The organism is Azospirillum sp. Sh1 (assembly GCF_008365135.1).
In the GTDB taxonomy this organism is placed as follows: Bacteria; Pseudomonadota; Alphaproteobacteria; order Azospirillales; family Azospirillaceae; genus Azospirillum; species Azospirillum oryzae.
In genome coordinates this window covers 21879-43006 of sequence record NZ_VTTK01000049.1, presented here as the reverse complement: position 1 = coordinate 43006, position 21128 = coordinate 21879, and the positions used below count along the sequence as shown (strand labels likewise).

General features: G+C 67.9%; 17 protein-coding genes. 9 read left to right on the top strand and 8 right to left on the bottom strand.

The window, feature by feature from the left end:
- Positions 1-53 precede the first annotated feature (53 nt).
- Both FZ029_RS34015 and FZ029_RS29930 read left to right on the top strand, forming a co-directional pair.
- Positions 54-599 carry a lactate utilization protein gene (locus FZ029_RS34015; protein ID WP_282184189.1) on the top strand — a complete coding sequence of 182 codons (546 nt, stop codon included), beginning with the start codon at positions 54-56 and terminating at the stop codon, positions 597-599.
- On the top strand, positions 596-868 hold the full coding sequence (locus FZ029_RS29930) for a hypothetical protein (RefSeq protein WP_149273536.1): 273 nt from the start codon (positions 596-598) through the stop codon (positions 866-868). The genes FZ029_RS34015 and FZ029_RS29930 overlap by 4 nt, the downstream gene beginning before the upstream one ends.
- On the opposite strand, the gene FZ029_RS29925 is transcribed toward FZ029_RS29930, so the two are convergent.
- Complete coding sequence (locus tag FZ029_RS29925) at positions 811-2112, bottom strand: D-amino acid dehydrogenase (protein ID WP_149273534.1); 1302 nt, start codon at positions 2110-2112, stop codon at positions 811-813. The two genes, FZ029_RS29930 and FZ029_RS29925, sit on opposite strands and share 58 nt — an antisense overlap.
- 370 nt (positions 2113-2482) lie before the next feature.
- Here FZ029_RS29925 and FZ029_RS29920 point away from each other — a divergent pair, with 370 nt between their 5' ends.
- On the top strand, positions 2483-4012 hold the full coding sequence (locus tag FZ029_RS29920; RefSeq protein ID WP_149273532.1) for a sigma-54-dependent transcriptional regulator: 1530 nt from the start codon (positions 2483-2485) through the stop codon (positions 4010-4012).
- Positions 4013-4033: 21 nt separating this feature from the next.
- Here FZ029_RS29920 and FZ029_RS29915 read toward each other — a convergent pair whose 3' ends face one another.
- Positions 4034-4846: a zinc-ribbon domain-containing protein gene (locus FZ029_RS29915; protein WP_149273530.1), complete on the bottom strand. Its 813-nt coding sequence runs from the start codon at positions 4844-4846 to the stop codon at positions 4034-4036.
- Positions 4847-5059: 213 nt separating this feature from the next.
- Entirely contained in the window at positions 5060-6709 is a 1650-nt protein-coding gene (locus tag FZ029_RS29910) for an electron transfer flavoprotein-ubiquinone oxidoreductase (protein ID WP_149273528.1), read from the bottom strand.
- Positions 6710-6860: 151 nt separating this feature from the next.
- Here FZ029_RS29910 and FZ029_RS29905 point away from each other — a divergent pair, with 151 nt between their 5' ends.
- The 5 genes from FZ029_RS29905 (at position 6861) to FZ029_RS29885 (ending at position 13566) form a co-directional block, all read left to right on the top strand.
- Positions 6861-7754 carry a uracil-DNA glycosylase gene (locus FZ029_RS29905; RefSeq protein ID WP_149273516.1) on the top strand — a complete coding sequence of 298 codons (894 nt, stop codon included), beginning with the start codon at positions 6861-6863 and terminating at the stop codon, positions 7752-7754.
- Positions 7755-8042: 288 nt separating this feature from the next.
- Positions 8043-10151 carry a lytic transglycosylase domain-containing protein gene (locus tag FZ029_RS29900; RefSeq protein ID WP_247892566.1) on the top strand — a complete coding sequence of 703 codons (2109 nt, stop codon included), beginning with the start codon at positions 8043-8045 and terminating at the stop codon, positions 10149-10151.
- A 54-nt stretch (positions 10152-10205) separates the two neighbouring features.
- Positions 10206-10742, top strand: coding sequence for a molybdenum cofactor biosynthesis protein B (gene moaB, locus FZ029_RS29895; RefSeq protein WP_149200563.1), 537 nt, complete (start codon positions 10206-10208; stop codon positions 10740-10742).
- The gene (locus tag FZ029_RS29890; RefSeq protein ID WP_247892565.1) at positions 10739-11755 is read left to right on the top strand and encodes a phosphotransferase; all 1017 of its coding nucleotides are present in this window, start codon (positions 10739-10741) and stop codon (positions 11753-11755) included. The genes moaB and FZ029_RS29890 overlap by 4 nt, the downstream gene beginning before the upstream one ends.
- Positions 11756-11847: 92 nt before the next feature.
- Positions 11848-13566 (top strand): tetratricopeptide repeat protein, encoded by a 1719-nt coding sequence (locus FZ029_RS29885; protein WP_149273512.1) that lies wholly within the window; start codon positions 11848-11850, stop codon positions 13564-13566.
- Between the two features lie 27 nt (positions 13567-13593).
- Here the strand turns inward: FZ029_RS29885 and FZ029_RS29880 are convergent, their stop codons facing one another.
- Positions 13594-13995, bottom strand: coding sequence for a bacteriohemerythrin (locus FZ029_RS29880; RefSeq protein ID WP_149273511.1), 402 nt, complete (start codon positions 13993-13995; stop codon positions 13594-13596).
- Between the two features lie 207 nt (positions 13996-14202).
- Here FZ029_RS29880 and FZ029_RS29875 point away from each other — a divergent pair, with 207 nt between their 5' ends.
- Positions 14203-14964 (top strand): Fic family protein, encoded by a 762-nt coding sequence (locus FZ029_RS29875; RefSeq protein WP_149200566.1) that lies wholly within the window; start codon positions 14203-14205, stop codon positions 14962-14964.
- Here the strand turns inward: FZ029_RS29875 and FZ029_RS29870 are convergent.
- The 4 genes from FZ029_RS29870 to FZ029_RS29855 form a co-directional block, all read right to left on the bottom strand.
- Positions 14961-16616, bottom strand: coding sequence for a CocE/NonD family hydrolase (locus tag FZ029_RS29870; protein WP_149273509.1), 1656 nt, complete (start codon positions 16614-16616; stop codon positions 14961-14963). The genes FZ029_RS29875 and FZ029_RS29870 overlap by 4 nt on opposite strands.
- 251 nt (positions 16617-16867) lie before the next feature.
- Positions 16868-18589, bottom strand: coding sequence for an adenine deaminase (gene ade / locus FZ029_RS29865; protein WP_149273507.1), 1722 nt, complete (start codon positions 18587-18589; stop codon positions 16868-16870).
- A 91-nt stretch (positions 18590-18680) separates the two neighbouring features.
- Entirely contained in the window at positions 18681-19787 is a 1107-nt protein-coding gene (locus FZ029_RS29860; RefSeq protein ID WP_149273505.1) for an HNH endonuclease, read from the bottom strand.
- A 150-nt stretch (positions 19788-19937) separates the two neighbouring features.
- Positions 19938-21128 (bottom strand): GNAT family N-acetyltransferase, encoded by a 1191-nt coding sequence (locus tag FZ029_RS29855; RefSeq protein WP_188052117.1) that lies wholly within the window; start codon positions 21126-21128, stop codon positions 19938-19940.

Genomic DNA, 21128 nt, shown 5'->3' with positions numbered 1-21128 from the left:
CCGGCGGGGGGTGGCGGGGTCCTTCTCCAACCCTGCGCGGGGGGGGGGGGCGGGTGTTTGGGGCGCTCCCCCGGCGGGGGGGGGGGGGGGCCGAGCTCCCCCCCCCCCCCCGGGGGGGGGGGGGGGGGGGGGGGGGGGGTCACGCATCGCATGATTCCCCCAAAGGTCCCGCCGCGCATCCCCCTCACCCTAACCCTCTCCCCGGGGGGGAGAGGGAATTAACGCCGACGCCAACCCCCACCCTCATCCCCTACGACCGTCCGCTCGAAGACCTCAAGCCGCAGCTGTTCGAGTCCATCGAGGCCGGCCTCACCACCACCCGCGGCGCCATCGCCGAGACCGGCAGCCTGATCCTGTGGCCGACCGCCGACGAGCCGCGCACCCTGTCGCTGGTACCCCACATCCACGTCGCATTGCTGCGCGCCGACGCGCTCTTCGACACGTTCCTGCAGGCCATGCGCGAGCAGGGGTGGGCGGATGCAATGCCGACCAACGTGCTGCTGGTGTCAGGTCCCAGCAAGACCGCCGACATCGAGCAGACGCTGGCCTACGGCGTCCACGGCCCGAAACGGCTGGTCGTCCTGGTGGTCCATCCATGACGGCCCGCCGGCCTGCCGTCCGACCCGCGAACGAGCCGGCGGCCCGGCTCTACGAGGCGATCCTGCATCTCAGGCGCCTCGGCCACCGGGTGGAGAAATGCGAAGGGCGGCGCGGGCGACATCGGCTGGATGGAGCCGAGATCACCGACGCCGCCCTTCTCGAGCTGGCGATGACCCGCGTCCGCCGGACGGCGCGGGTGCCGTTTTCAGGTCAGGCCGGACGGACGGCGGCCGGGCGCGACACCGCCACCGTCGGCTTGCGGCCGTAGCGCTCGACGCTCAGCCCGTCCATGTCGATCTCGGTCCGGCGGCCGCTGACCACGTCGGCCAGCACGCGGGCCGAGCCGGCGGACATCGTCCAGCCCAGCGTGCCGTGGCCGGTGTTGAGATACAGGTTGCGGATGTGGGTCGGCCCCAGGATCGGCGTGCCGTCCGGCGTGTTCGGGCGCAGGCCGGTCCAGAACTCCGCCTTCGACAGGTCGCCGCCCTTGGGGAACAGGTCGCTGACCACATGGTCCAGCGGCCCGCGGCGGCTTTCGCGCAAAGTCAGGTCGAAGCCGGACAGCTCCGCCGTGCCGCCGACGCGGATGCGGTCGCCCAGGCGGGTGACGGCGATCTTGTGCGTCTCGTCCATCACCGTCGATTCCGGCGCGTGGGCGGCGTCGGTGATCGGCAGGGTCAGCGAATAGCCCTTCACCGGATAGACCGGCAGGTCGATGCCCAGCGGCTTCACCAGCTTGGGCGAATAGCTGCCCATGGCGACGATGTAGCTGTCGGCGGTCAGCGTGCCCTGGTCGGTCAGCACGCCGGTGATCTTGCGCCCGTCGCTTTCCAGCCCGCGGATGGAGACGCCATAGCGGAACTCCACCCCGCGCTTGGCGGCATAGGCGGCCAGCTTGTTGGTGAACTGGAAGCAGTCGCCGGTCTCGTCGCCCGGCAGGTGCAGCGCGCCGACCAGCTTGTCCTTCACATGGGCCAAAGCCGGCTCGACCGAGGTCAGACCGTCGCGGTCGAACAGGCTGTAGGGAACGCCGTAGCGCTCCAGCACCGCCATGTCGTAGCCGGCGGCGTCCATCTGCTTCTGGGTGCGGAAGACCTGCAGCGTGCCCTGGGTGCGCTCGTCATAGGTGATGCCGGTTTCGGCGCGGAGCGCCTTCAGGCAGTCGCGGCTGTATTCGGCGACGCGGACCATGCGGCTCTTGTTCAGCTGATAGCTCGCCTCGTTGGCGTTGGCCAGCAGCTTCAGGCACCAGGACCACATCGCCGGATCCAGCTTCGGCCGGATCACCAGCGGCGAGTGCTTCATCATCATCCACTTGGCGGCCTTCAGCATCAGCCCCGGCGCCGCCCAGGGAGCGGAATAGCCCGGCGACACCTCGCCCGCGTTGGCATAGCTGGTCTCCAGCGCCGGGCCGGCCTGACGGTCGATGACGGTCACCTCATGCCCCGCACGCGCCAGATAATAGGCGGTGGTGACACCGATGACGCCGCTGCCCAGAACGATCACGCGCATGAGACTGGCTCCCAAGGGGATGGATGACTTCGCTTGGGGGAATGGTTCGCAAAGGGCGTGCCAGAGGCGGAAATGGCGGATTTGCTGTGGTGCGGGGGGAGTGGCGGGGAGTGGCGTGTATGCAGATGTTTACGGGGGGAGGGGAAAAGGGGTGTGGAGTGTTGAGGATCAAGGGGTTGGGAAGGTGTAAAGATTTTGATACAGTGTAATGGATTGTGTACAGTGATTGCCGGATGCCCCCTCCCCAACCCTCCCCCGTTTCGCGGGAGAGGGAGTTAGCGCCGAAGCGGCGGAGTTCCCTCTCCCACCGAAGGTGGGGGAGGGTTAGGGAGGGGGCAAAAGCACCCCCTCCCCCAACACCCCGTCCCCCATGCGCATCGAAGTCACCTTCACCGACCGCGTCGGCATCGCCCATGAGATCCTCGCCGTGCTGGCGCTGCGCCGGCTCAACGTCGTCGGTGTCGAGGTCGACCCGCCGCTGATCCACATCGACGCGCCCGGCCTGGACCCGGCGGCGCTGCCCGCCCTGTCCGATGCGCTGCGCACCATCGCCGGCGTGCAGTCGGTGGCGGCCATCGACATGCTACCGGGCACGCGACGGCGGCTGCATCTCGATGCGCTGCTCGCCGCCCTGCCCGACCCGGTGCTGGCGGTGGACCGTACGGGGCGCGTGGTGGTGGCGAGCACCGCCGCCGCCCAGGTCGCGGGATTGCCGGAGTCGCGCCTCGCCGGGCTGGATATTGGCGGGCTGTTCGGCGAGCCGGCGTTGACGCGCGAATTGACCGCCGGCGGCTTCCGCATGTCGGGGCGCGAGGTGACGCTGAACGGCCAGCCCTTCCTGCTGGAGGTGATGCCCATCGTCGATGTGGAAGCCGCGGGCGCCGTCATCACCCTGTTCACCCCGTCGCGCCTGGGCGAGCGGCTCGACGCCATCCAGAATTTCGATGAGGGCGGCTTCGACCGCATCCTCGGCGAATCGCCGCCGGTCAGGGCGTTGAAGGCGCGCGCCGCGCGGGTCGCCGCGATGGAGGCGCCGCTGCTGATCCTGGGGGAGACCGGCACCGGCAAGGAGCTGATCGCCCATGCCTGCCACCGCGCCAGCCCGCGCCGCGACAAGCCCTTCCTGGCGCTGAACTGCGCCGCCGTGCCAGAGAATCTGGCGGAGAGCGAGCTGTTCGGCTATGCCCCCGGCTCCTTCACCGGGGCCCAGCGCGGCGGCAAGCCCGGCCTGCTGGAACTGGCCCATGGCGGCACCGTGTTCCTGGACGAGATCGGCGAGATGTCGGCCTATCTCCAGGCCAAGCTGCTGCGCTTCCTCAACGACGGCAGCTTCCGCCGGGTGGGCGGCGAGCGCGAGCAGAAGGTGGATGTCCGCGTCATCAGCGCCACCCACCGCTCGCTGGAGGCGATGGTCGCCGACCACAGCTTCCGCGAGGATCTGTTCTACCGCCTGAACGTGCTGTCGCTGAGCGTCCCGCCCCTGCGCGAGCGCGGCCATGACATCCTGCTGCTGGCCCGCCATTTCATCGCCCGCGCCGCGGCGCAGGCCCGCCGGCCACCCGGCCGTCTGACCCCGGCGGCGGCGGCGGCGCTGCTCGCCAACCGCTGGCCCGGCAATGTGCGTCAGCTTGAGAATGTCATCTTCCGCGCCATGACCATGAGCGACGGCGGCGCGCTGGACGCCGCTGACCTGGAATTGGCCGGCGCCGGCATGCAGTCGGCCGGGGTGCCGGCGGAGGAGGCGGACAGCTGGGAGGGCGCGGTGGAGGGGTTCGAGCGGACGCTGCTGCGCCGGCTCTATCCGCGCTTCCCGTCCAGCCGCAAGCTGGCCGCAAGGCTGAACACCTCGCACACGATGATCGCAAACAAGCTGCGGAAATACGGCATTCCGGAGCGGTGATGCCGCCGGATTCGGAACGGATCAGTGGCCGCTGGAATGTCCGGATGCCTTGGCCGGAGCGGCATGGCCGTCCGCCGCCGGCTTGGCGTGTCCGGCTGCCTTCTCCGGTGCCTTCTCGGCCGGCTTTGCGGCCGCAGGGGGCTCCAGTCCGGGGGGCGGGCCGCCGAAGGTGATGGTCACCTCGGTCACCGGGCCGGGATCGGGCTGGCTGTGGTGGAAGTTCGCCGATGCGCCGGGGCCCAGGGTCTCGGCCGACGGCTCGATGGTCCAGCTCTGCAGCAGCTTGTGCTCGGGACCGAAGGTGATGACGCGCAGCGGCGGCAGGGTGCGCTCGACATCGGTGCCGTTGGCGACCTCGCCATCGAGCAACAGGACGGTGGTTCCGCCCTCGATCTTCTGTTCGGAACGGATGTTGCGCAGTTCGAGCCCGAAGCCCGGCGGTTCGGCCGGCATGCCGATGGTGTCATAGAGCAATGCTGCGGGCGGCCAGCTGCGAACAATGGCGTCGCGGCCGAAATAGGCGCCGGCAGCGGCCCCGGCAACCAGCAGCCCCAGCAGGGCGAAGCCGATCACCGTGCTGCGCGCCGGCTTGGCTCGCGGCGCCTTGGGCGGTTTGACCTTGGTCTTCGCCGCAGTCTTGGTAGCGAGCTTGGCGGAAGTGGCCGGCCGGATTTCCGTCAGCGCGTCGGGAACCACCTCATCGGGTTCCGACCGGTCGGGCATCTGCCACCAGGTGTGGCCACAGCGGGCGCAGCGAACCTTTCGGCCGTCCTGGCCGAGCGACTCATCGGACAGGGTGTAGCGCGTCGAGCAGGTCGGACAGGAAACGATCATCGCGCCGTCGCAGAAAGGTTACCCCCTGCCTTATAGATAGGAGTGACCCCCGGCGCAACCGACACCGGCGGGACGGCTGTGCCCCCTCCCCAACCCTCCCCCGCTCACGCGGGTGAGGGAGCTGCGGCGGCATCGCAAATCTTCCCCTCTCCCGCGAAGCGGGGGAGGGAGGGACCCGCGGCGAAGCCGTGGGAGGGAGGGGGCAAAAGCCCTTTACATCCCGCCCGGATAGTTCGGCCCCCCGCCGCCTTCCGGCACGACCCAGTTGATGTTCTGGGTGGGGTCCTTGATGTCGCAGGTCTTGCAGTGGACGCAGTTCTGCGCGTTGATCTGCAGGCGCGGGTCGCTGCCGTCGTCGTTGCGGACGATCTCGTACACGCCGGCCGGGCAGTAGCGCTGCTCCGGCGCGTCGTAGAGCGCCAGATTGACGCTAATCGGGACCGACTTGTCCTTCAGCGTCAGGTGCGGCGGCTGGTCTTCCTCATGGTTGGTGTTGGAGAGGTAGACCGAGGACAGGCGGTCGAAGCTGACCTTGCCGTCCGGCTTGGGGTAGGCGATCTTCGGCGCCTCGCTGGCCTTCACCAGGGTGGTGTGGTCGGCGTGGTGCTTCAGCGTCCAGGGCGACTTGCCCTTCAATGCCGTCTCATAGGCCGCATTGGCCAGACCGGCCCACAGGCCCTTCTGGAAGCCCGGACGGATGTTGCGCACGGCGTGCAGTTCCGGCCAGACCCAGGACTGCTTCAGCCGCTCCGGATAGGCGATGACCTCCGGACCGTTGTCGGCGCCGCCGGTCAGATGGTCGAACACCGCCTCGGCCGCGACCATGCCCGACTTCATGGCAGTGTGGTTACCCTTGATCTTCGGCACGTTCAGGAAGCCGGCACCGTCGCCGATGAGGAGGCCGCCGGGGAAGGTCAGCTTCGGGATCGACTGGAAGCCGCCCTCCGACAGGGCGCGGGCGCCATAGGCCAGACGCCGGCCGCCTTCGAAGGTCGGGCGGATCGCCGGGTGGGTCTTGTAGCGCTGGAACTCCTCGAACGGGCTCATGTGCGGGTTCCAGTAGTCGAGGCCGACGACGAAGCCGACCGACACCAGATTCCCTTCCATATGATAGAGCCAGCTGCCGCCATAGGTCTTGGGGTCCATCGGCCAGCCGATGGTGTGGACGATCAGGCCCGGCTTCGACTGCGACGGATCGACCTCCCACAGCTCCTTGATGCCGATGCCGTAGGTCTGCGGCTGGCAATCGCGGCGCAGGTCGAACTTCTCGAACAGGGTCTTGGTCAGCGAGCCGCGGCAACCCTCGGCGAAGATGGTCTGCTTGGCGTGCAGTTCCATGCCGGGGGTGTAGTTGCCGGTCTTCTCGCCGTCCTTGCCGATGCCCATGTCGCCGGTGGCGACACCCTTCACCGCACCTTTGTCGTCATACAGCACCTCGGCGGCGGCGAAGCCGGGGTAGATCTCCACCCCCAGCTCCTCGGCCTGGGTCGCCATCCAGCGGGCCAGATTGCCCAGGCTGATGATGTAGTTGCCGTGGTTGTTCATCTGCGGCGGGGCGAAGGGCGACTTGTAGGCCTTCGTTTCCGTCAGGAAGAGGAAGTGGTCCTCGCGAGCCTTGGTGGTGAGGGGAGCGCCCTTTTCCTTCCAGTCCGGGATCAGCTCGTCCAGCGCATGCGGCTCGAAGACGGCGCCGGACAGCAGGTGGGCGCCCACCTCCGATCCCTTCTCGATCACGCAGACGCTAAGCTCCTGGCCGCTTTCGACCGCGCGCTGCCGCAGGCGGATCGCCGCACTCAGGCCCGACGGGCCGGCGCCGACGATCAGAACATCGTATTCCATGACCTCGCGCGGTTCGCGTTCCATCACCACACTCCCCCACCGTCTTGTTTTGGTACTGTTTCCCTCGGGACGCCCTATGGTGTTTTGCGGGCGCGTGCTTGTAGCACGGTTTGCGCCGCACCCAAATTGGGTATCTGGACATGTAAGACCACACGATCTGTGGTAAGGTCAAACGATGATTGACGTATGCGACATCCTCGACGCGCTGCGCTGGCATGCCGACGTCGGTTGCGACGAGGCCATCGGCGACGAGCCGACCGACTGGGCCGCCCTCACCGCCCGGCCGGTTGGGCGGGCGCCGTCTTCGGGCGCGCCCGCGGCGGGTGCGGCCCCCGGCACCGGTATGGCGCGCGGCCCGTCACCGACTCGGGCGCCCGCCCCGGCGGCCCCCGCCTCCGCACGTCCGGCCGCCCTCTTCGCCTCCCCCGACCAGCCGCTGGGCGCCAGCGAGGCCGGCATCCAGGCCCGTGCCAGGGCCGGAGAGGCGCAGACGCTGGAGGCGCTGGAAGCGGCCCTGCGCAGCTTCGACGGCTGCCCGCTGAAGGCCACGGCGATGAACACGGTCTTCGCCGACGGCAACCCGCAAGCGCCGGTCATGCTGATCGGCGAGGCGCCGGGCGAGGACGAGGACCGGCAGGGCAAGCCCTTCGTCGGGGTCAGCGGCAAGCTGCTGGACCGCATGCTGGCCCAGATCGGGCTGGACCGCGGCAAGGTCTACATCTCCAACATCCTGCCCTGGCGCCCGCCCGGCAACCGCAGCCCGACCCAGGCGGAAATCGCCGCCTGCCTGCCCTTCCTGGAACGGCATGTCGAACTGGTGCGGCCGAAGCTGCTGGTGGCGCTGGGCGGAGTGTCGGCCAAGACCCTGCTGAACCGGGCAGAGGGGATCACCCGCCTGCGCGGGCAATGGAAGACGTATGAAGTCGCGGGAACGGCGGTCCCGCTGATGCCGATGCTCCATCCGGCGTACCTCCTGCGCAACCCTATCGCAAAGCGGGAAGCATGGCGGGACATGCTTGCGTTGCAGCAAAGGATCGGAGAAGAAGGCATCAAGTATTCCGAAGACTAAAATCGATGTCACAGCGCCGCCTAAATCGTTCGTATGACTGCGGTCGCCGCGCAGCACAAATGCCATCGCCCCATGCCGAAAGGCACCTTCCCAATGGGCTAGAGCCTTTTTCCCAGGCTTGTTAAGCCGTTGTAACATTTGCCGAATACCAGCCATGACACATTCCGTGCGAATCCGTTGCTTGCGGTTCGCGCGGTCGTGGGGTATCCCGGAGCCATGCTCCGGATATTTTGCAGTGCAGCATACCGGGTCGCGAGCGCGGCCCCGCTGCGGCGGAACCTTCTGGGGGTGCTGGGTCTCACGGTGGCTTTCACCATGGGACCCGACGGCGCGGTCGGGTTCCGGCCCGCTTGCGCCGCCCTCATCATCCACGCGCCGGACGGTCACGCCGTCGTCCCGCCCGGCGGGGATTCCGTGCCTGACCCCGACAGCCCCGTTTTCGGCGAATCGCTTGGCGATCCGGCCGCGGGGCTCCCCGAAATCGCAGCCCCCTCGTCCGCCGACGGCAGCCCGCTGGCCGCCCCCACGGCGAATGAGGCGCCCGACCCGGCCGGCGTGCCGCTTCTGCTCGCGACCGACGACGATGCCCGCGCCGTCCAGCTGGACGAGGAGGATGCCGCCCGCTACCGCCGCATCTTCGCGGCGCAGGATCGGGCGGACTGGGATGCCGCCGATGCCGAGATGGCGAAGCTGAAGGACCGCCGTCTGGTCGGTTACGTCCTGCGCCAGCGCTATCTCCACCCCGACCGACGCGCCAGCTACGAGGAACTCGCCCGCTGGATGCAGGATTACGGCGACCTCGCCGGGGCGGAGCGGGTCCACAGTCTGGCCCAGAAGCGCCAGCCCGCCGGCCAGCGTGCGCCCAAGCCGCCGCGGGGCGAGGAGCGCGTGCGGCTCGTCGGATCGCTGGAACGGCTGGGCGGCCTGCGCACCGTCGCCAGCAACGACGACGACGAGGACGACAGCGTCACCGTCGCGCCGCGCAGCCGCACCGTGTCCCGCGCCCGCAGCGACCGCGCGGCGGTGGCCCGGGTGGAGGAACTGCTGCGATCCGGCCGCACCGCCACCGCCCTGAGCCTGCTGGGCCAGGACGAGTTCGGCGGCAAGCTCGACACCGTGCAGTATGACGCCGCCCGCGCCCGCATCGCCGCATCTCTCTTCTATGCCGGCGAGACGGCGCAGGCGCTGACTCTCGCCTCGGCCAGCGCCGCGCGGTCGGGCGACATGCTGCCGGAAGCGCACTGGATCGCCGGGCTCGCCGCCTGGCGGCTGAAGCAGACCGACCGGGCCGCACGCCATTTCGAAGGCATGGCCGCGGCCGGCCCGCGCTCCCCCTGGAAGGCCGCGGCTGCCGATTACTGGGCGGCCCGCGCGCTGGCCCGCAAGCCCGGCAAGGAGAAGGAGGCGGCCGAGCATCTGGCCGCAGCCGCCCGCTATCCGCACACCTTCTATGGCCTGATCGCGCTGCGCACCCTGGACGGGCTGGAAAAGGTGCACTGGCAGGCGCCGGAACTGACCGGACGCCAGTTGGCGGCGGTGGCGGCCAAGCCGGCAGGTTCCCGCGCCATCGCCCTGCTCCAGGCCGGTCAGCGCGAGCTGGCGGGAATGGAGCTGCAACGCATCGATCCGCAGGGCGACCAGCTGGTCGAACAGGCGATGGTGGCGCTGACCGACCGCGCCGGCGTCGCCTCGCTGTCCCTGCGGCTGGGCAATGCGGTGGCCGGGCCGGACGGCGCGCCCTATGCCGCCGCGCTCTACCCGCTGCCGCACTGGAAACCGCGCGACGGCTTCGCGCTGGACCGTGCGCTGGTCTTCGCGGTGATGCGCCAGGAATCGCGCTTCGATCCGCGTCTGGTCAGCTCCGCCGGGGCGACCGGGCTGATGCAGATCCTGCCCAGCACCGCCCAGCATGTGCGCGAACGCAACGCCGACATCGGCAGCGACGACGCCAGCCGCGACGCGCTGTTCGACCCGTCCCGCAACATGGAGCTGGGCCAGCGCTACCTGTCGGAACTGCTGGGCATGCCGGAAATCGACGGCAACCTGTTCCTGGCCGCCGCCGCCTACAATGCCGGGCCGGGCAATCTGGCGCGCTGGCGGCGCGACCTGAGCGACATCACCGATCCGCTGCTGTTCATCGAAAGCCTTTCCTTCGGCGAGACACGCGACTATGTGGAGAAGGTGATGGCGAACTTCTGGATCTACCGGCTGCGGCTGGGCCAGGAGACCGCGTCGCTCACCGCCGTCGCCGATGGGAAGTGGCCGACCTACACCGCGGTGGAGGCCCGCCCGACCGAGGTCGCTACCCGCCCGGAGCCGCTGTCCGCGGTCAAGCCGGCGCCCCCCGTCGCGGTGGAAACGGTGGCGGAGCGGGGAGAGGCCAGCCCGACACCCTGACCGCCGGCGCCCCCTTGTCGGGCTCCGGCCCGACATGAGGACACGCCTGCCGCCATGCCGAAGATCGACGAGAGCCGCCCCTTCCTTCCCGTGAACATCGCCGTGGTAACGGTGTCCGACACCCGCGTCGCCGCCGACGACCGCTCCGGCGACGCGCTGGCGGAGCGGATCGCCGGGGCCGGCCACAAGGTCGCCGCCCGCACCATCGTCAAGGACGACATCGCGGCGATCCGTGCCCAGGTCCAGGCCTATATCGCCGATCCACAGATCGATGTGGTGCTGACCACCGGCGGCACCGGCGTCACCGGCCGCGACGTGACGCCGGAGGCGGTCGAGGCACTCTATGAGAAGGCGATCCCCGGCTTCGGCGAGCTGTTCCGCTATCTCAGCTATGCCAAGGTCGGAACCTCCACCATCCAGAGCCGGGCAACCGGCGGCGTCGCCAACGGCACCTACATCTTCGCCCTGCCCGGCTCGCCCAGCGCCTGCCGCGATGCCTGGGACGACATCCTGGTCTGGCAGCTCGACAACCGCCACCGACCCTGCAACCTGGTGGAGCTGATGCCCCGTCTGCGCGAGCATATGGCGTGAGCGGACCGGCTGGATTCTCGATTGCGGCCCTGAACGCCGCGCTGACCCGGCTCCCGCGTCTTGCCGACCTGTCCGCCGACGCGCTGGAACCGATGCCGCTGAAGGGCGTCGCCCACGACCATGTGCGGCTGCGCGGCCGGCGGCTGGTTGCCCGCATCCCGCGCTGGAGCCAGCTCGGCCTAGACGCCTGGACGGCGCTGGAGCGGCAGGCGACCGCCTTTCAGCGGTCGGAGCCGTCGGGCCACACCCCGCGCTTCGCCGGCCTGCTGCCGCCCGGCGATGGGCTGCCGCTCGGCGCTTTGGTGGTGGGCGAGGTGGAGGGGCGTACCCCCGTCCTGCCCGGCGACATGCCGGCCATTGCCCGCGCGCTGGCGGCATTGCACCGCATGGCGCCGCCGGATTTCTTTGAGCCGCTTCCCGCCCCGCCCGACCCGGTCGTCGCCTTGCTGGCGCAGGTCGAACGGCAGGCGGAATGGTTCGACCGCGCTGACCTGTCTCACGAATCTCGTGCCCTGATCGCGGAGGAGCTTGCCGCCGCCCGTGCCGGCGACCTCGCCCCGCCGCGAGAGACCCCGATGCCGCTGACCGCGGTGGGGGTGGACGTGCATCCCGGCAATTTCCTGATCGACGCCCACGGCAAGGCGTGGTTCACCGATCTGGAAAAGCTGCAATACGGCCACCCGGCCAGCGATCTCGCCCATGCCAGTCTCTACACCTCGACCAAGTGGGATCCGGAGGTGAATGCGGAACTGGCCCCGGCAGACGTCGATGCCTTCATCGAGGCCTGGACCATCGCGGTGCCGGGTGACCTCGCCGACGAGGTGCGGCCCTGGCTGAGGCCGCTGCGCCGGCTGACATGGCTGCGCACGCTCTCCTGGATGGCCCGCTGGTCGGTCGAGGGCGCCACCCTGTCTCCCGGCATGCCGGAGGCGTTGCGCGCCCATATGGACGCCCACGCCACCGACATCCTGCGCCCGGAGCGGATCGAAAAGGTGCGGCGGGAGTGGCGGTAGCGGTTGCGAAAAGTGGACTCGCACGAAAGTCTCTTGCCCGCGCCCTGCCGAAAATGATGGGATACCGACTCGGAAAACGAGGTGACGAGAGCATGACGAGTTTCCGACGCCGGTTGCTGCCGATCTCCCTGGCCATCCTGATGGCCGGGACTGCCTTGGCGCCCGCCCTTGCCGCCGGGCCGGCGGCGGGTCCTGCCACGGATGACGGCACCGGTTCCGCGACCGGCAGCTATCTGGCCGGCCGCTACGCCCAGCACCAGGACGACTGGACTGCGGCTGCGCGCTTCACCGCGCAGGCTCTGGCCGCCGATCCCGACGACCCGGCCTTGCTGCGTCGGACCTTCCTGCTGCGGCTGGGCGAGGGGCGGATCGACACGGCCGTCGGCTATGCCAGCCGGTTGCTCGATGAAAAGGGCGAGCCGCAGATGGCGTTGACCCTGCTGGCCGCCGACGCGCTGGCCAAGGGCAAGCTGGACGAGGCCGACGGCTATACCGCCCGCCTGCCGACCGACGGGCTCGGCCGTTTCCTGGCGCCGCTGACCCGCGCCTGGCTGGCAACCGCCCGCGGCAAGGCGGACGAGGCGCTGACGGCGCTGCAACCGCTGTCCGGAGTCCAGGGCTTCGAAGCGCTCTACAACCTGCATGCCGGTCTGATCCTCGACCTCGCCGGCCGTAACGACGAAGCGGCGGCCCGCTACGCCAAGGTGACGGAGACCGATGCGCCGCTGCGCGTCGTGCAGATCGTCGGCAGCTTCATGACCCGCACCGGCCGCAAGGACGAAGCGCGCAAGCTCTACGAGGCCTTCCAGGGCAGCAACCCCGACGGGCTGCTGGTGGAGCCGGCGCTGGCCGCCATGGCGAACGCCCCGTCCGACACCCGCCCGGTCCCCGATGCCCGCTCCGGCCTTGCCGAGGCGCTGTTCGACCTGGGCAGCGCGCTGCATCATGAGAATGCCGACGAGCCGGCGCTGCTGTTCGGCCGCATCGCGCTGCACCTGCGCGACGATCTGGCGCTGGCCCATCTGCTGATCGGCGACATCACCGCGTCGCGCGACCATCACGAGGAGGCGCTGGCCGCTTATAGGCAGTTGGAGAAGGACCCGTTGCTGGGCTGGACCGCCCGCATGCGCGAGGCCGACAGCCTCGCCCGCATGGATCGCAACGACGAGGCCATCGCGGTCCTCAAGGACCTCGCCGCCGAACGGCCGGAACGCACCGACGCGATCACCCGGCTGGGGGACATCTATCGCTACGCCAAGCGCTATGCCGAGGCCATCCCCGCCTACACCACCGCGCTGGAGCGGATCGGCACCCCGCAGGAGCGGCATTGGCCGCTGCTGTATGCCCGCGCCATGTGCTACGAGAAGACCAAGCAATGGCCGCAGGCCGAAGCCGACCTGCAGGCGGCGCTGAAGCTGCGGCCGGACGAGCCGTCGCTGCTCAACTTCCTCGGCTACAGCTGGATCGACCGCGGCGAGCATCTGGACAAGGCCAGGGCAATGGTGGAGCGGGCGGTGGAACTGCGCCCGCGCGACGGCTACATCGTCGACAGCCTGGGCTGGGCGCTCTACACACTGGGCGACTACGAAGCCGCCGTCGCCAAGCTGGAACGCGCGGTGGAGTTGAAGCCGGTCGATCCGACCATCAACGACCATCTCGGCGACGCCTACTGGCGGGCCGGCCGCCGCGTTGAGGCCCGCTTCCAGTGGATGCGCGCGCTGCGCAGCGCCGACGACGACACCGACAAGGCCGCGATACAGGCCAAGCTTGACAAGGGCCTGCCGGAACAGAAGGCCGCCGCGAAGCAGTGAGTTCAGGCCCTCTCCCCCGGGATAGGGTCAGCCCGCCCCTACATAGGGCTTGTACAGGCTGTCGGTCTGCTGGATGTGCTCCACGAACCAGTCCTTCAACAGCAGGATCAGGTCCATGCGCAGCATCGTGGGGTTGTCGCCGTCGAAGTCGCGGGCCAGCTTTTCCACCTCGTCGGCGAAATAGCGGTGGGCGGCGAGGTGGCCGTCCAGTTCGGGATAGCCGCAGCGTTCCATCATCGCCTCTTCCCGCGCGAAATGGACGGCGACATAGTCGCGGAGACTGGCGAGCAGACTGGACAATTCCTCCCGGTTGGCGGGGGTGATGCCGCTTTCCAGCAGACCGTTGAACAGGTCGAGAAGGCGCCGGTGCTCGTCGTCGAGCACGGGCACGCCGACGCTCATGGATTTGTCCCAAACGACGTAGCTCATCGCAGCGATCTCCCCCCTCGCGACCCGCGATCGCAGGCGCATCCCGCGGACTGAGGCGGTTGCGGCCGGCCATGGCTGGGTTGTGGACATCTTGACAGGGATCCTAAAACCGGCAACCGTGCCCGTCCAAGCGGCAAATCCCCGCAGGGGGCGCGGCAAGACGCGCATCGTGCCAAGCCCTCCCCTGCTAAAGCGACAGAGTGACCGATGGCCCTGCTCGACGAGATCGCGGAGAAGAAACGGGCGCTGGACGCCGCGCGTCCCCTGCCGCAGGAGGTCGTGCACGGCATCGCCGACCGGTTCGAGCTGGATCTGACCGTCGCCGCCGCGGCGCTGGAGGAGATTCCGCTCAAGCGCGCGGACGTCAAGGCGATCCTGGAGCGCGGCAGCATTCTGCGCCACCGCGGGGTGGAGGAACAGCGCTTCGTCCTGAACCACCGCGCGGCGCTGGAACTGATGGCCCGGCTTTCCTTCGATCCCTCGGGCGCCGTCACCGAACGCACGGTCACCGCCTTTCACAGCGTGCTCTATCGCGGAATCGAGGACGAGGCCGGAAAATACCGCGACGGTCCGCCGAAGGACGACCCGGCCGAAACGGCTCCCGACCCGGCCAAGCTGCGCGTGTCGATGTCGGCGTTGTCGACCTGGATGCGCAAGTCCGACGCCGGTCCCGACACGGCTTTCGAGGCGCATCACCGGCTGAGCGCCATCCGTCCCTTCCATGCCGGCAACCGGGCGACGGCGCTGCTGCTGTGCAATCTGATCCTGAACCGCGCCGGCTATCCGCCGGTGGTGGTCCAGGCCGACGACCGCGGCCTCTATCTGGACCTCGTCGAGCGGGCCTGGTCGGTCGGCGACAAGACGCCCTTCCGCGACCTGATGATGCGATTCCTGTCCCAGAGCCTGGATTTCTGCCTGGAAGCGGCAGGGAAAGGCGAAGACGAGGCGGACGGAGGCGAGGCTCCCTAAGCGGCCGATCCGGCCGGCAGACGCAGACGCGACGGCCGGTCGGGACCGCTGTGGATCAGCAGGGTGATCGGCAGCGCATCGACCCGGCGGGTCTCGCCCGGCTCCGCCCCGGTGCCGGGATTGACCGGATAGGCCGGGAAACAGGACCCGGCAAGGCTGAGGCGCAGCGCCGATCCCGGCGCGAGCGTGGCGCAGGCCGCCCGCATGCCGATGGTCAGCGGCCGGGTCGGATCGCCCGGCTCCACCCGCGCATGGCCCTGGGTCAGCGGCAGCACCTGCCCGTCGGGCCGCAGCACCGACAGCACGGCGCTGACGTCGAAGGATGGCGCGTCGGCCTCCACCCACACATCCAGCGCCACCCGGCCGGCCAGCATCAGCGATTCGTCCAGCGGCAGGCTGGTGTAGGTCGCGACGTCCGGGCGGCGGTCGACGGCGGCGCGGTCGGGACGCCCGGCGGCATCCGGCACCGCATGGCCGCCCACCGTCGGCACCGGCATGCGCGGGTCGTGCACCACCACGTCGAGCGCCTCCAGATCGGGCATCTCCAACTCCAGCCGCCCTCCCTGACGGTTGGCGAGGCCGTCGCTGGCCAGATGCAGAACCGCTTCGGCCGCCGGCAGATTGGACAGATCGTGCCAGCGTCCGGTCTCCACATCGTGCAGGCGGACCGGTCCGCCGCGATCCCCTCCCTCGCCCTTCAGCACCCGGTCGAACCAGGCCAGTTGCAGCGTGTCGAGCGTCGGCGCCTGCCCAGGCGCGGCGGCGGGTCCCTCGGCGCCCCAAGGACCGACGACCAGTCGCACCGGCGCCCTCTGGCTTGCGGCGAAACGCTCATGGGCGTCCAGCATGCCGGCAAGCCGCGGGTCGTACCAGCCGCCGATCTGCAGGACCGACACGTCGGCCGGCATGGCGTCCTGCATCGCCTTGGGCGACAGCGCGGCCCAGGATGGGCCGGGCACCGGGTTGGTCAGCCAATCGTCGTAATGGGTGTAGCGGGCGTAGTCGCGCAGGGCCTGCGGCCGGGACGGGATCTCGTCGTCGATGGGCAGGCTGCGCGCCGCGTCCGATAGCAACCGGTGCCCGGTTCCGTCCTCGACCCGCCGCGCGGCATCGGCCGCGGTGCGCAGGGCCCAGCCCATGGCGTCGGCCAACCGGAAGGCCCCGCCCTCATAGGCCCAGTCGGAGAAGACATCCCACCCGGCGAAGGCCGGCGTCACCGCGCGCAGGGCCGCCGGCGCCTCGGCCAGCGCCAGCCATTGCGCCATTCCGGCATAGCCGCAGCCGTACATCGCCACAGATCCCGACGATCCCGGCAGGGAGGCCGCCCAGGCGACGGCATCGGCGCCATCCTCCCGTTCCGCCTCGAAGGGACGGAAGCGGCCGTCGGAAGTGCCGCAGCCGCGCATGTCCTGCACCACCACCACATACCCGCGCGCCGCGTACCAGCGCGGATGGGCGTAGTGGCTGGTCAGGGCGGTGCGCCGGCCGCAGGGGACGCGCAGGAGTAGCACCGGCCATGTGCCGGCGGCGTCGGGCCGGTAGAGATCGGCATCCAACCGCACGCCGTCCCGCGTCCGCATCGACACGGTTTCCGGCGGCCGGACCGGCAGCAGGCTGTGGGAGTGGTGGATCACCGGGGCCAGATGGGTCATGGCTGATCGGGCTCGCTCGATGACGAACAACAGATAATGTGTCGTCGTGGCAAAGCCCATGCCAGAGGAGGGAAGGCGATCGGCCTAAATTTTAAGGTCGCGAATCCGGGCATGGAAAGCCCGCTCCCCTTGCGGGAAATGGGCTTTTCCAGGTTTCGCGGCCGTTTCGTGGTCGGTGCCGATCAATGCGAGGATAAATTACAGCCGCCCATTCCCCAGGCCGATGCCGCTTTCACGAGCATACCGCCCAATCAGGCGGCAATCAGCTCGAAACGGTCGACATCGACCATGCCACGGTCGGTGATCTTCAGGTGCGGGATGACCGGCAGCGGCAGGAAGGCCAACTGCAGGAAGGGCTCGGCCAGCGGACAGCCCATGGCGCGGACGGCGGCACGCAGGGACCGGAGTTTCACCTCCACGGCCTCGAACGGCTCCAGGCTCATCAGCCCGGCCAGCGGCAGTGCCAGTTCGCCGACCACCTGCCCGTTGCGCACGGCGACGAAGCCGCCCTGCAACTCGATCAACCGGTTCACCGCGACCCTCATATCGGCATCGCCGGCACCCACCACGCAGATGTTGTGGCTGTCATGGCCGACCGACGAGGCCAGCGCCCCTTCCGCGAAGCCGAAGCCCTGGACGAAGCCGCGGCCGATGTTGCGGTTGCTGCCGTGGCGGGCGAAGACACAGATCTTCAGCAGGTCGCGTGACGGATCGGCCACCATCCGGCCGCCGACCACCGGCACCTCGATCCGCCGGTGTTCGGTCAGGATCTTGCCCGGTTCGAGCCCGATCACCGATTGGACGGAGCCGCCGGCCGGCACGGCGAAATCCTCCTCGGCAACCGGCTCCAGCTTCACCGAATCCAGACCCACCGGCGTCACCGCCGGCCGGCCATCGAAGCTGTGCGGCCCGACGATCTTGCCGTTGCGGATGACGCGGTTGACCGCGCAGTCCTCCAGATCGTCCAGCAGGACCAGATCGGCGCGATGCCCCGGCGCCACCAACCCGCGGTCGTACAGACGGAAGCCGCGGGCGGCCGACCATGTGGCGGCACGATAGACATGGGCGACCGGCGCGCCGAGGCGGATGGCGCTACGGATCAGGTGATCCATGTGCCCCTCCTCCGCGATGTCCAGCGGATTGCGGTCGTCGGTGCAGAAGCCGAGGAACGGTGAGGTCTCCGGCCCGATGACTTCGGCAAGGGCATGGACGTCCTTCGACACCGACCCGTCACGGATCAGCACCTGCATGCCCTTGCGCAGCTTCTCCATCGCCTCATCGGCACTGGTCGTCTCGTGGCAGTTGCGGATGCCGCAGGACAGATAGGCGTTCAGTTCCTTCCCAGTCACCAGCGGGGCGTGGCCGTCGATGTGGCGCCCGTCGAAGGCGGCCAGTTTGTCCAGCACCCCGTCCACCTTGTGGAAGACGCCGGGAAAGTTCATGAATTCCGCCAGTCCCAGCACGCGCGGATGGTCCATGTGGCGGATCAGGTCCGGCGCCTCCAGCCGGGCACCCGAGGTCTCCAGTTCCGTCGCCGGCACGCAGGAGGACAGCTGAACGAACAGGTCGAGCGCCGTGCCCCCGGCACTGTCGAGGAAATAGCTGAGGCCCCTCTCGCCCAACACATTGCAGATCTCGTGCGGGTCACAGATGGCGGTGGTGGTGCCGCGGGGCAGGACGCAGCGGTCGAACTCCTGCGGGGTTACGCAGGTGGATTCGCAGTGGACATGGGTGTCGATGAAGCCGGGAACCACGGTCAGGCCGCGCCCGTCGATCTCCTCCACCCCGTCATAGGACTCGTAGGTGCCGACGATGACCTCGCCGCAGACGGCGATGTCACCCTCCGCGATCTCGCCGGTGACGACGTTGAGGAAGCGCGTGTTCTTGATGACCAGATCGGCCTTCGCCTCACCCAGCGCCTGCCCGATGCGCGTCTTCAGATCGTCCCGCCCCACTGCCCGGCTGACCGACATGTCCCACTCCGCCTGTCGTCTATTCAAAGAGGGAAAGTGGCCCGGCGCGCCGTGCCGTGCAAGCGGCTATCGGCCGGCGCGACGCCGGAGGTCAGGAGAAGTTCTTGCTGCGATGAAGCGCCAGATAATCTTTTTCCCGGTCCCGCAACGGAAGCCTAAGCGGTGCGGGAAGTCCTAGCACAGACCGGTCATTGCTTGAGATTGCGTCCGAAAGCAGCATCGCCCCATCATCCTCGAAAGAGATCAGCCCCCGATCGAACAACGCATCGATGGTCGCCGACAGGATCAGGCCGTTATTGGGATCCAGACGCTCACTGTTTTCGGACTCGCACCAGGGCTTGATATGAGAGGCCCGCAGCGCCTCCGAAACGGCGCAACCGGTCACCGCGCAGGCGTTGTTCCAGCGCTCCAGCAGACGGCGGCGAAACAACCCCTGCCCAATTCGGGCCTGATGTAATGCCTGTCGCTCGGTCTCAGGTAAATCCTCATCCAGAAGCTGGTCGATGTCGTAAGATACAGCGGACTGACCGCCGGAAATTTCATCAAATATATTTTGCCATTCCGGTGTTCTAAGGCTGCGAGGAACAAATTCCATAACCTTTATGGCCATCGCTCTGTCGATAGACTGGTAGCTGTTGAACATAGGCGTGAATATTTCCTTACCGGTGATAGATGGAGCGCTAATCTCTACCACCCCCTCGGGACTTGGCGAATAATACTGCTCCAGAGGGCAAATCCAATTAGGAATCCAATGCACTTCATCTTTCCATTGATTAAGAAATTTCTTTTTGTTTTCTTTATAACATTTTCTGACGAGAGCCTGCTCCCAAGCATCTTCCTTGAAATCGTCGATGTGAAGGTTCTTTACGATGTCCTCACGCTGCTGACGACGGTCCCTATCAATCATACAGGTCGCGCTGCCAGCAATACCGACCAGCTGCTGTATGCCATCATGGGATGCATACATGAACACAAAGATGCTTCCATCATGGTCTTCCACACACGTGCTTTTCAGTCCCTCGGTATGAAAAACCTTTATGCCCTGACCATCGCTGCGGTACTGCATGCGAGGACTGCCGTTCCATTCCTCATGTCCATATCCAAAATCAGCAGGATATCCACTTTTTGCTTTATGGCCGGCTGGCTTCAAATATCCATTTGCATTCCAATGCACCGGCTTCATCACAAAAAGCGTCATGCTTCTTCTCCATTAAAAATGCGAACGAAATATCCCAAAATGGGCGCCAACAAAGCAATCTTAGGTCTATATATCTGCTCTACAGCCAAAAAATATCATATATCGCCACATACACCATCCAAAAGATAATCCACCTCTCCATGCAATCAGCTATTGCTGGATCCGCCAGCGGAATGGGGAGCGGGCCTGTTCCTGCGCATAAGCGGCGAGAACCTTGGCGTTGTCCAGTTCCAGCCCTTCCGCCACCGCACGGCGCATGTTGGTGTGCAGGAACCAGTGGCAGGCATGGGAGAGTTTCGGCAGGAACCCTCGCGCCAGCTTGTGCGGGCCGCCGCGCCCGCTGTCCACACGGCTCAACCCCCGGGCAATCGCCCGTTCGACGGTGCGGTAATAGCAGATCTCGAAATGGACCAGCTGCGCGCCCTCCCTCGCCCCCCAGTTTCGGACATGGAGGCAGCCATCTCCTTCCATGGTCAGCAAGGCGCCAATCGTATCACCGCCTGTTTCTGCGAAAGTCAATGTAAGGGCGTCACCAAAGGCGGCGCAGAGCCGCATGACGAAATCAAAGGTCAGCGCTTGGCGCCGTCCCTTGCGGGCATGGAGGTCGGCCAGCAAATCCAGGAAAACCGCGACATCGGCCTCCCCGACCCGGCTGCCCGGCACGTCGCGAATCCGCACCCCACTCTCGATGATCTTGCGGCGTTCCCACAGCATCACGCTGCGCCGACGGCTCGACAGGGCCGCGGTGAATTCGGTGAAGTCGCCATAACCCGCGTTCCGCCACTCGTAATCGACGGTATGGCGGGTCAGCCATCCCGCCTTCTCGAAACGGGCACGGTCTTCCTCATCCGGAAAGCTCACATGGATGGAAGACAGACCATGATTGTGGGCCAGTGAACGCATAGCCCCTGTCAGTGCATCTGCCACGCCGGATGGCGCTCCCTCCCGCAGCAAAATCCGCGCGCCGGTCACCGGCGTGTAGGGGACCTCCATGACCAGCTTCGGAAAATAGCGTCCACCCGACGCCTGAAAGCCGTCGATCCATGCTTGATCGGGCCAGAACTCGTCCGTGGACCGGTCGCGCAGATAGAGGGGCGCCGCGCCAACTGTCCGGCCCAATGCATCCTTTACGATCATATGGGCGGGGCGCCAGCCATTGTCCGGCCCGGCCAGACCGCTGTCTTCGACCGCGCTCAGATAGGCATGCCGCAGGAACGGCCCCTTGCCGGCGGCACAGGCATCCCATTCCAGCGGGTCGACCCCGGAAATCCCGAACACCATCGCGACCGACAATGGTTCGCTCTGCCGGTCGCCGTCCTGCGCAACCGGTCCCTGTCTCAT

What these genes read in the sequence shown, in the direction of transcription:
- FZ029_RS29915 (WP_149273530.1), bottom strand. Translation starts at nt 4,846, where the DNA reads ATGATCGTTTCCTGTCCGACCTGCTCGACGCGCTACACCCTGTCCGAT.
- FZ029_RS29880 (WP_149273511.1), bottom strand. Translation starts at nt 13,995, where the DNA reads ATGAGCTACGTCGTTTGGGACAAATCCATGAGCGTCGGCGTGCCCGTG.
- FZ029_RS29930 (WP_149273536.1), top strand. Translation starts at nt 596, where the DNA reads ATGACGGCCCGCCGGCCTGCCGTCCGACCCGCGAACGAGCCGGCGGCC.
- FZ029_RS29905 (WP_149273516.1), top strand. Translation starts at nt 6,861, where the DNA reads ATGATTGACGTATGCGACATCCTCGACGCGCTGCGCTGGCATGCCGAC.
- FZ029_RS29860 (WP_149273505.1), bottom strand. Translation starts at nt 19,787, where the DNA reads ATGACGCTTTTTGTGATGAAGCCGGTGCATTGGAATGCAAATGGATAT.
- FZ029_RS29885 (WP_149273512.1), top strand. Translation starts at nt 11,848, where the DNA reads ATGACGAGTTTCCGACGCCGGTTGCTGCCGATCTCCCTGGCCATCCTG.
- ade (WP_149273507.1), bottom strand. Translation starts at nt 18,589, where the DNA reads ATGTCGGTCAGCCGGGCAGTGGGGCGGGACGATCTGAAGACGCGCATC.
- FZ029_RS29870 (WP_149273509.1), bottom strand. Translation starts at nt 16,616, where the DNA reads ATGACCCATCTGGCCCCGGTGATCCACCACTCCCACAGCCTGCTGCCG.
- FZ029_RS29920 (WP_149273532.1), top strand. Translation starts at nt 2,483, where the DNA reads ATGCGCATCGAAGTCACCTTCACCGACCGCGTCGGCATCGCCCATGAG.
- FZ029_RS29910 (WP_149273528.1), bottom strand. Translation starts at nt 6,709, where the DNA reads ATGGAACGCGAACCGCGCGAGGTCATGGAATACGATGTTCTGATCGTC.
- moaB (WP_149200563.1), top strand. Translation starts at nt 10,206, where the DNA reads ATGCCGAAGATCGACGAGAGCCGCCCCTTCCTTCCCGTGAACATCGCC.
- FZ029_RS29925 (WP_149273534.1), bottom strand. Translation starts at nt 2,112, where the DNA reads ATGCGCGTGATCGTTCTGGGCAGCGGCGTCATCGGTGTCACCACCGCC.
- FZ029_RS29855 (WP_188052117.1), bottom strand. Translation starts at nt 21,128, where the DNA reads ATGAGACAGGGACCGGTTGCGCAGGACGGCGACCGGCAGAGCGAACCA.
- FZ029_RS29875 (WP_149200566.1), top strand. Translation starts at nt 14,203, where the DNA reads ATGGCCCTGCTCGACGAGATCGCGGAGAAGAAACGGGCGCTGGACGCC.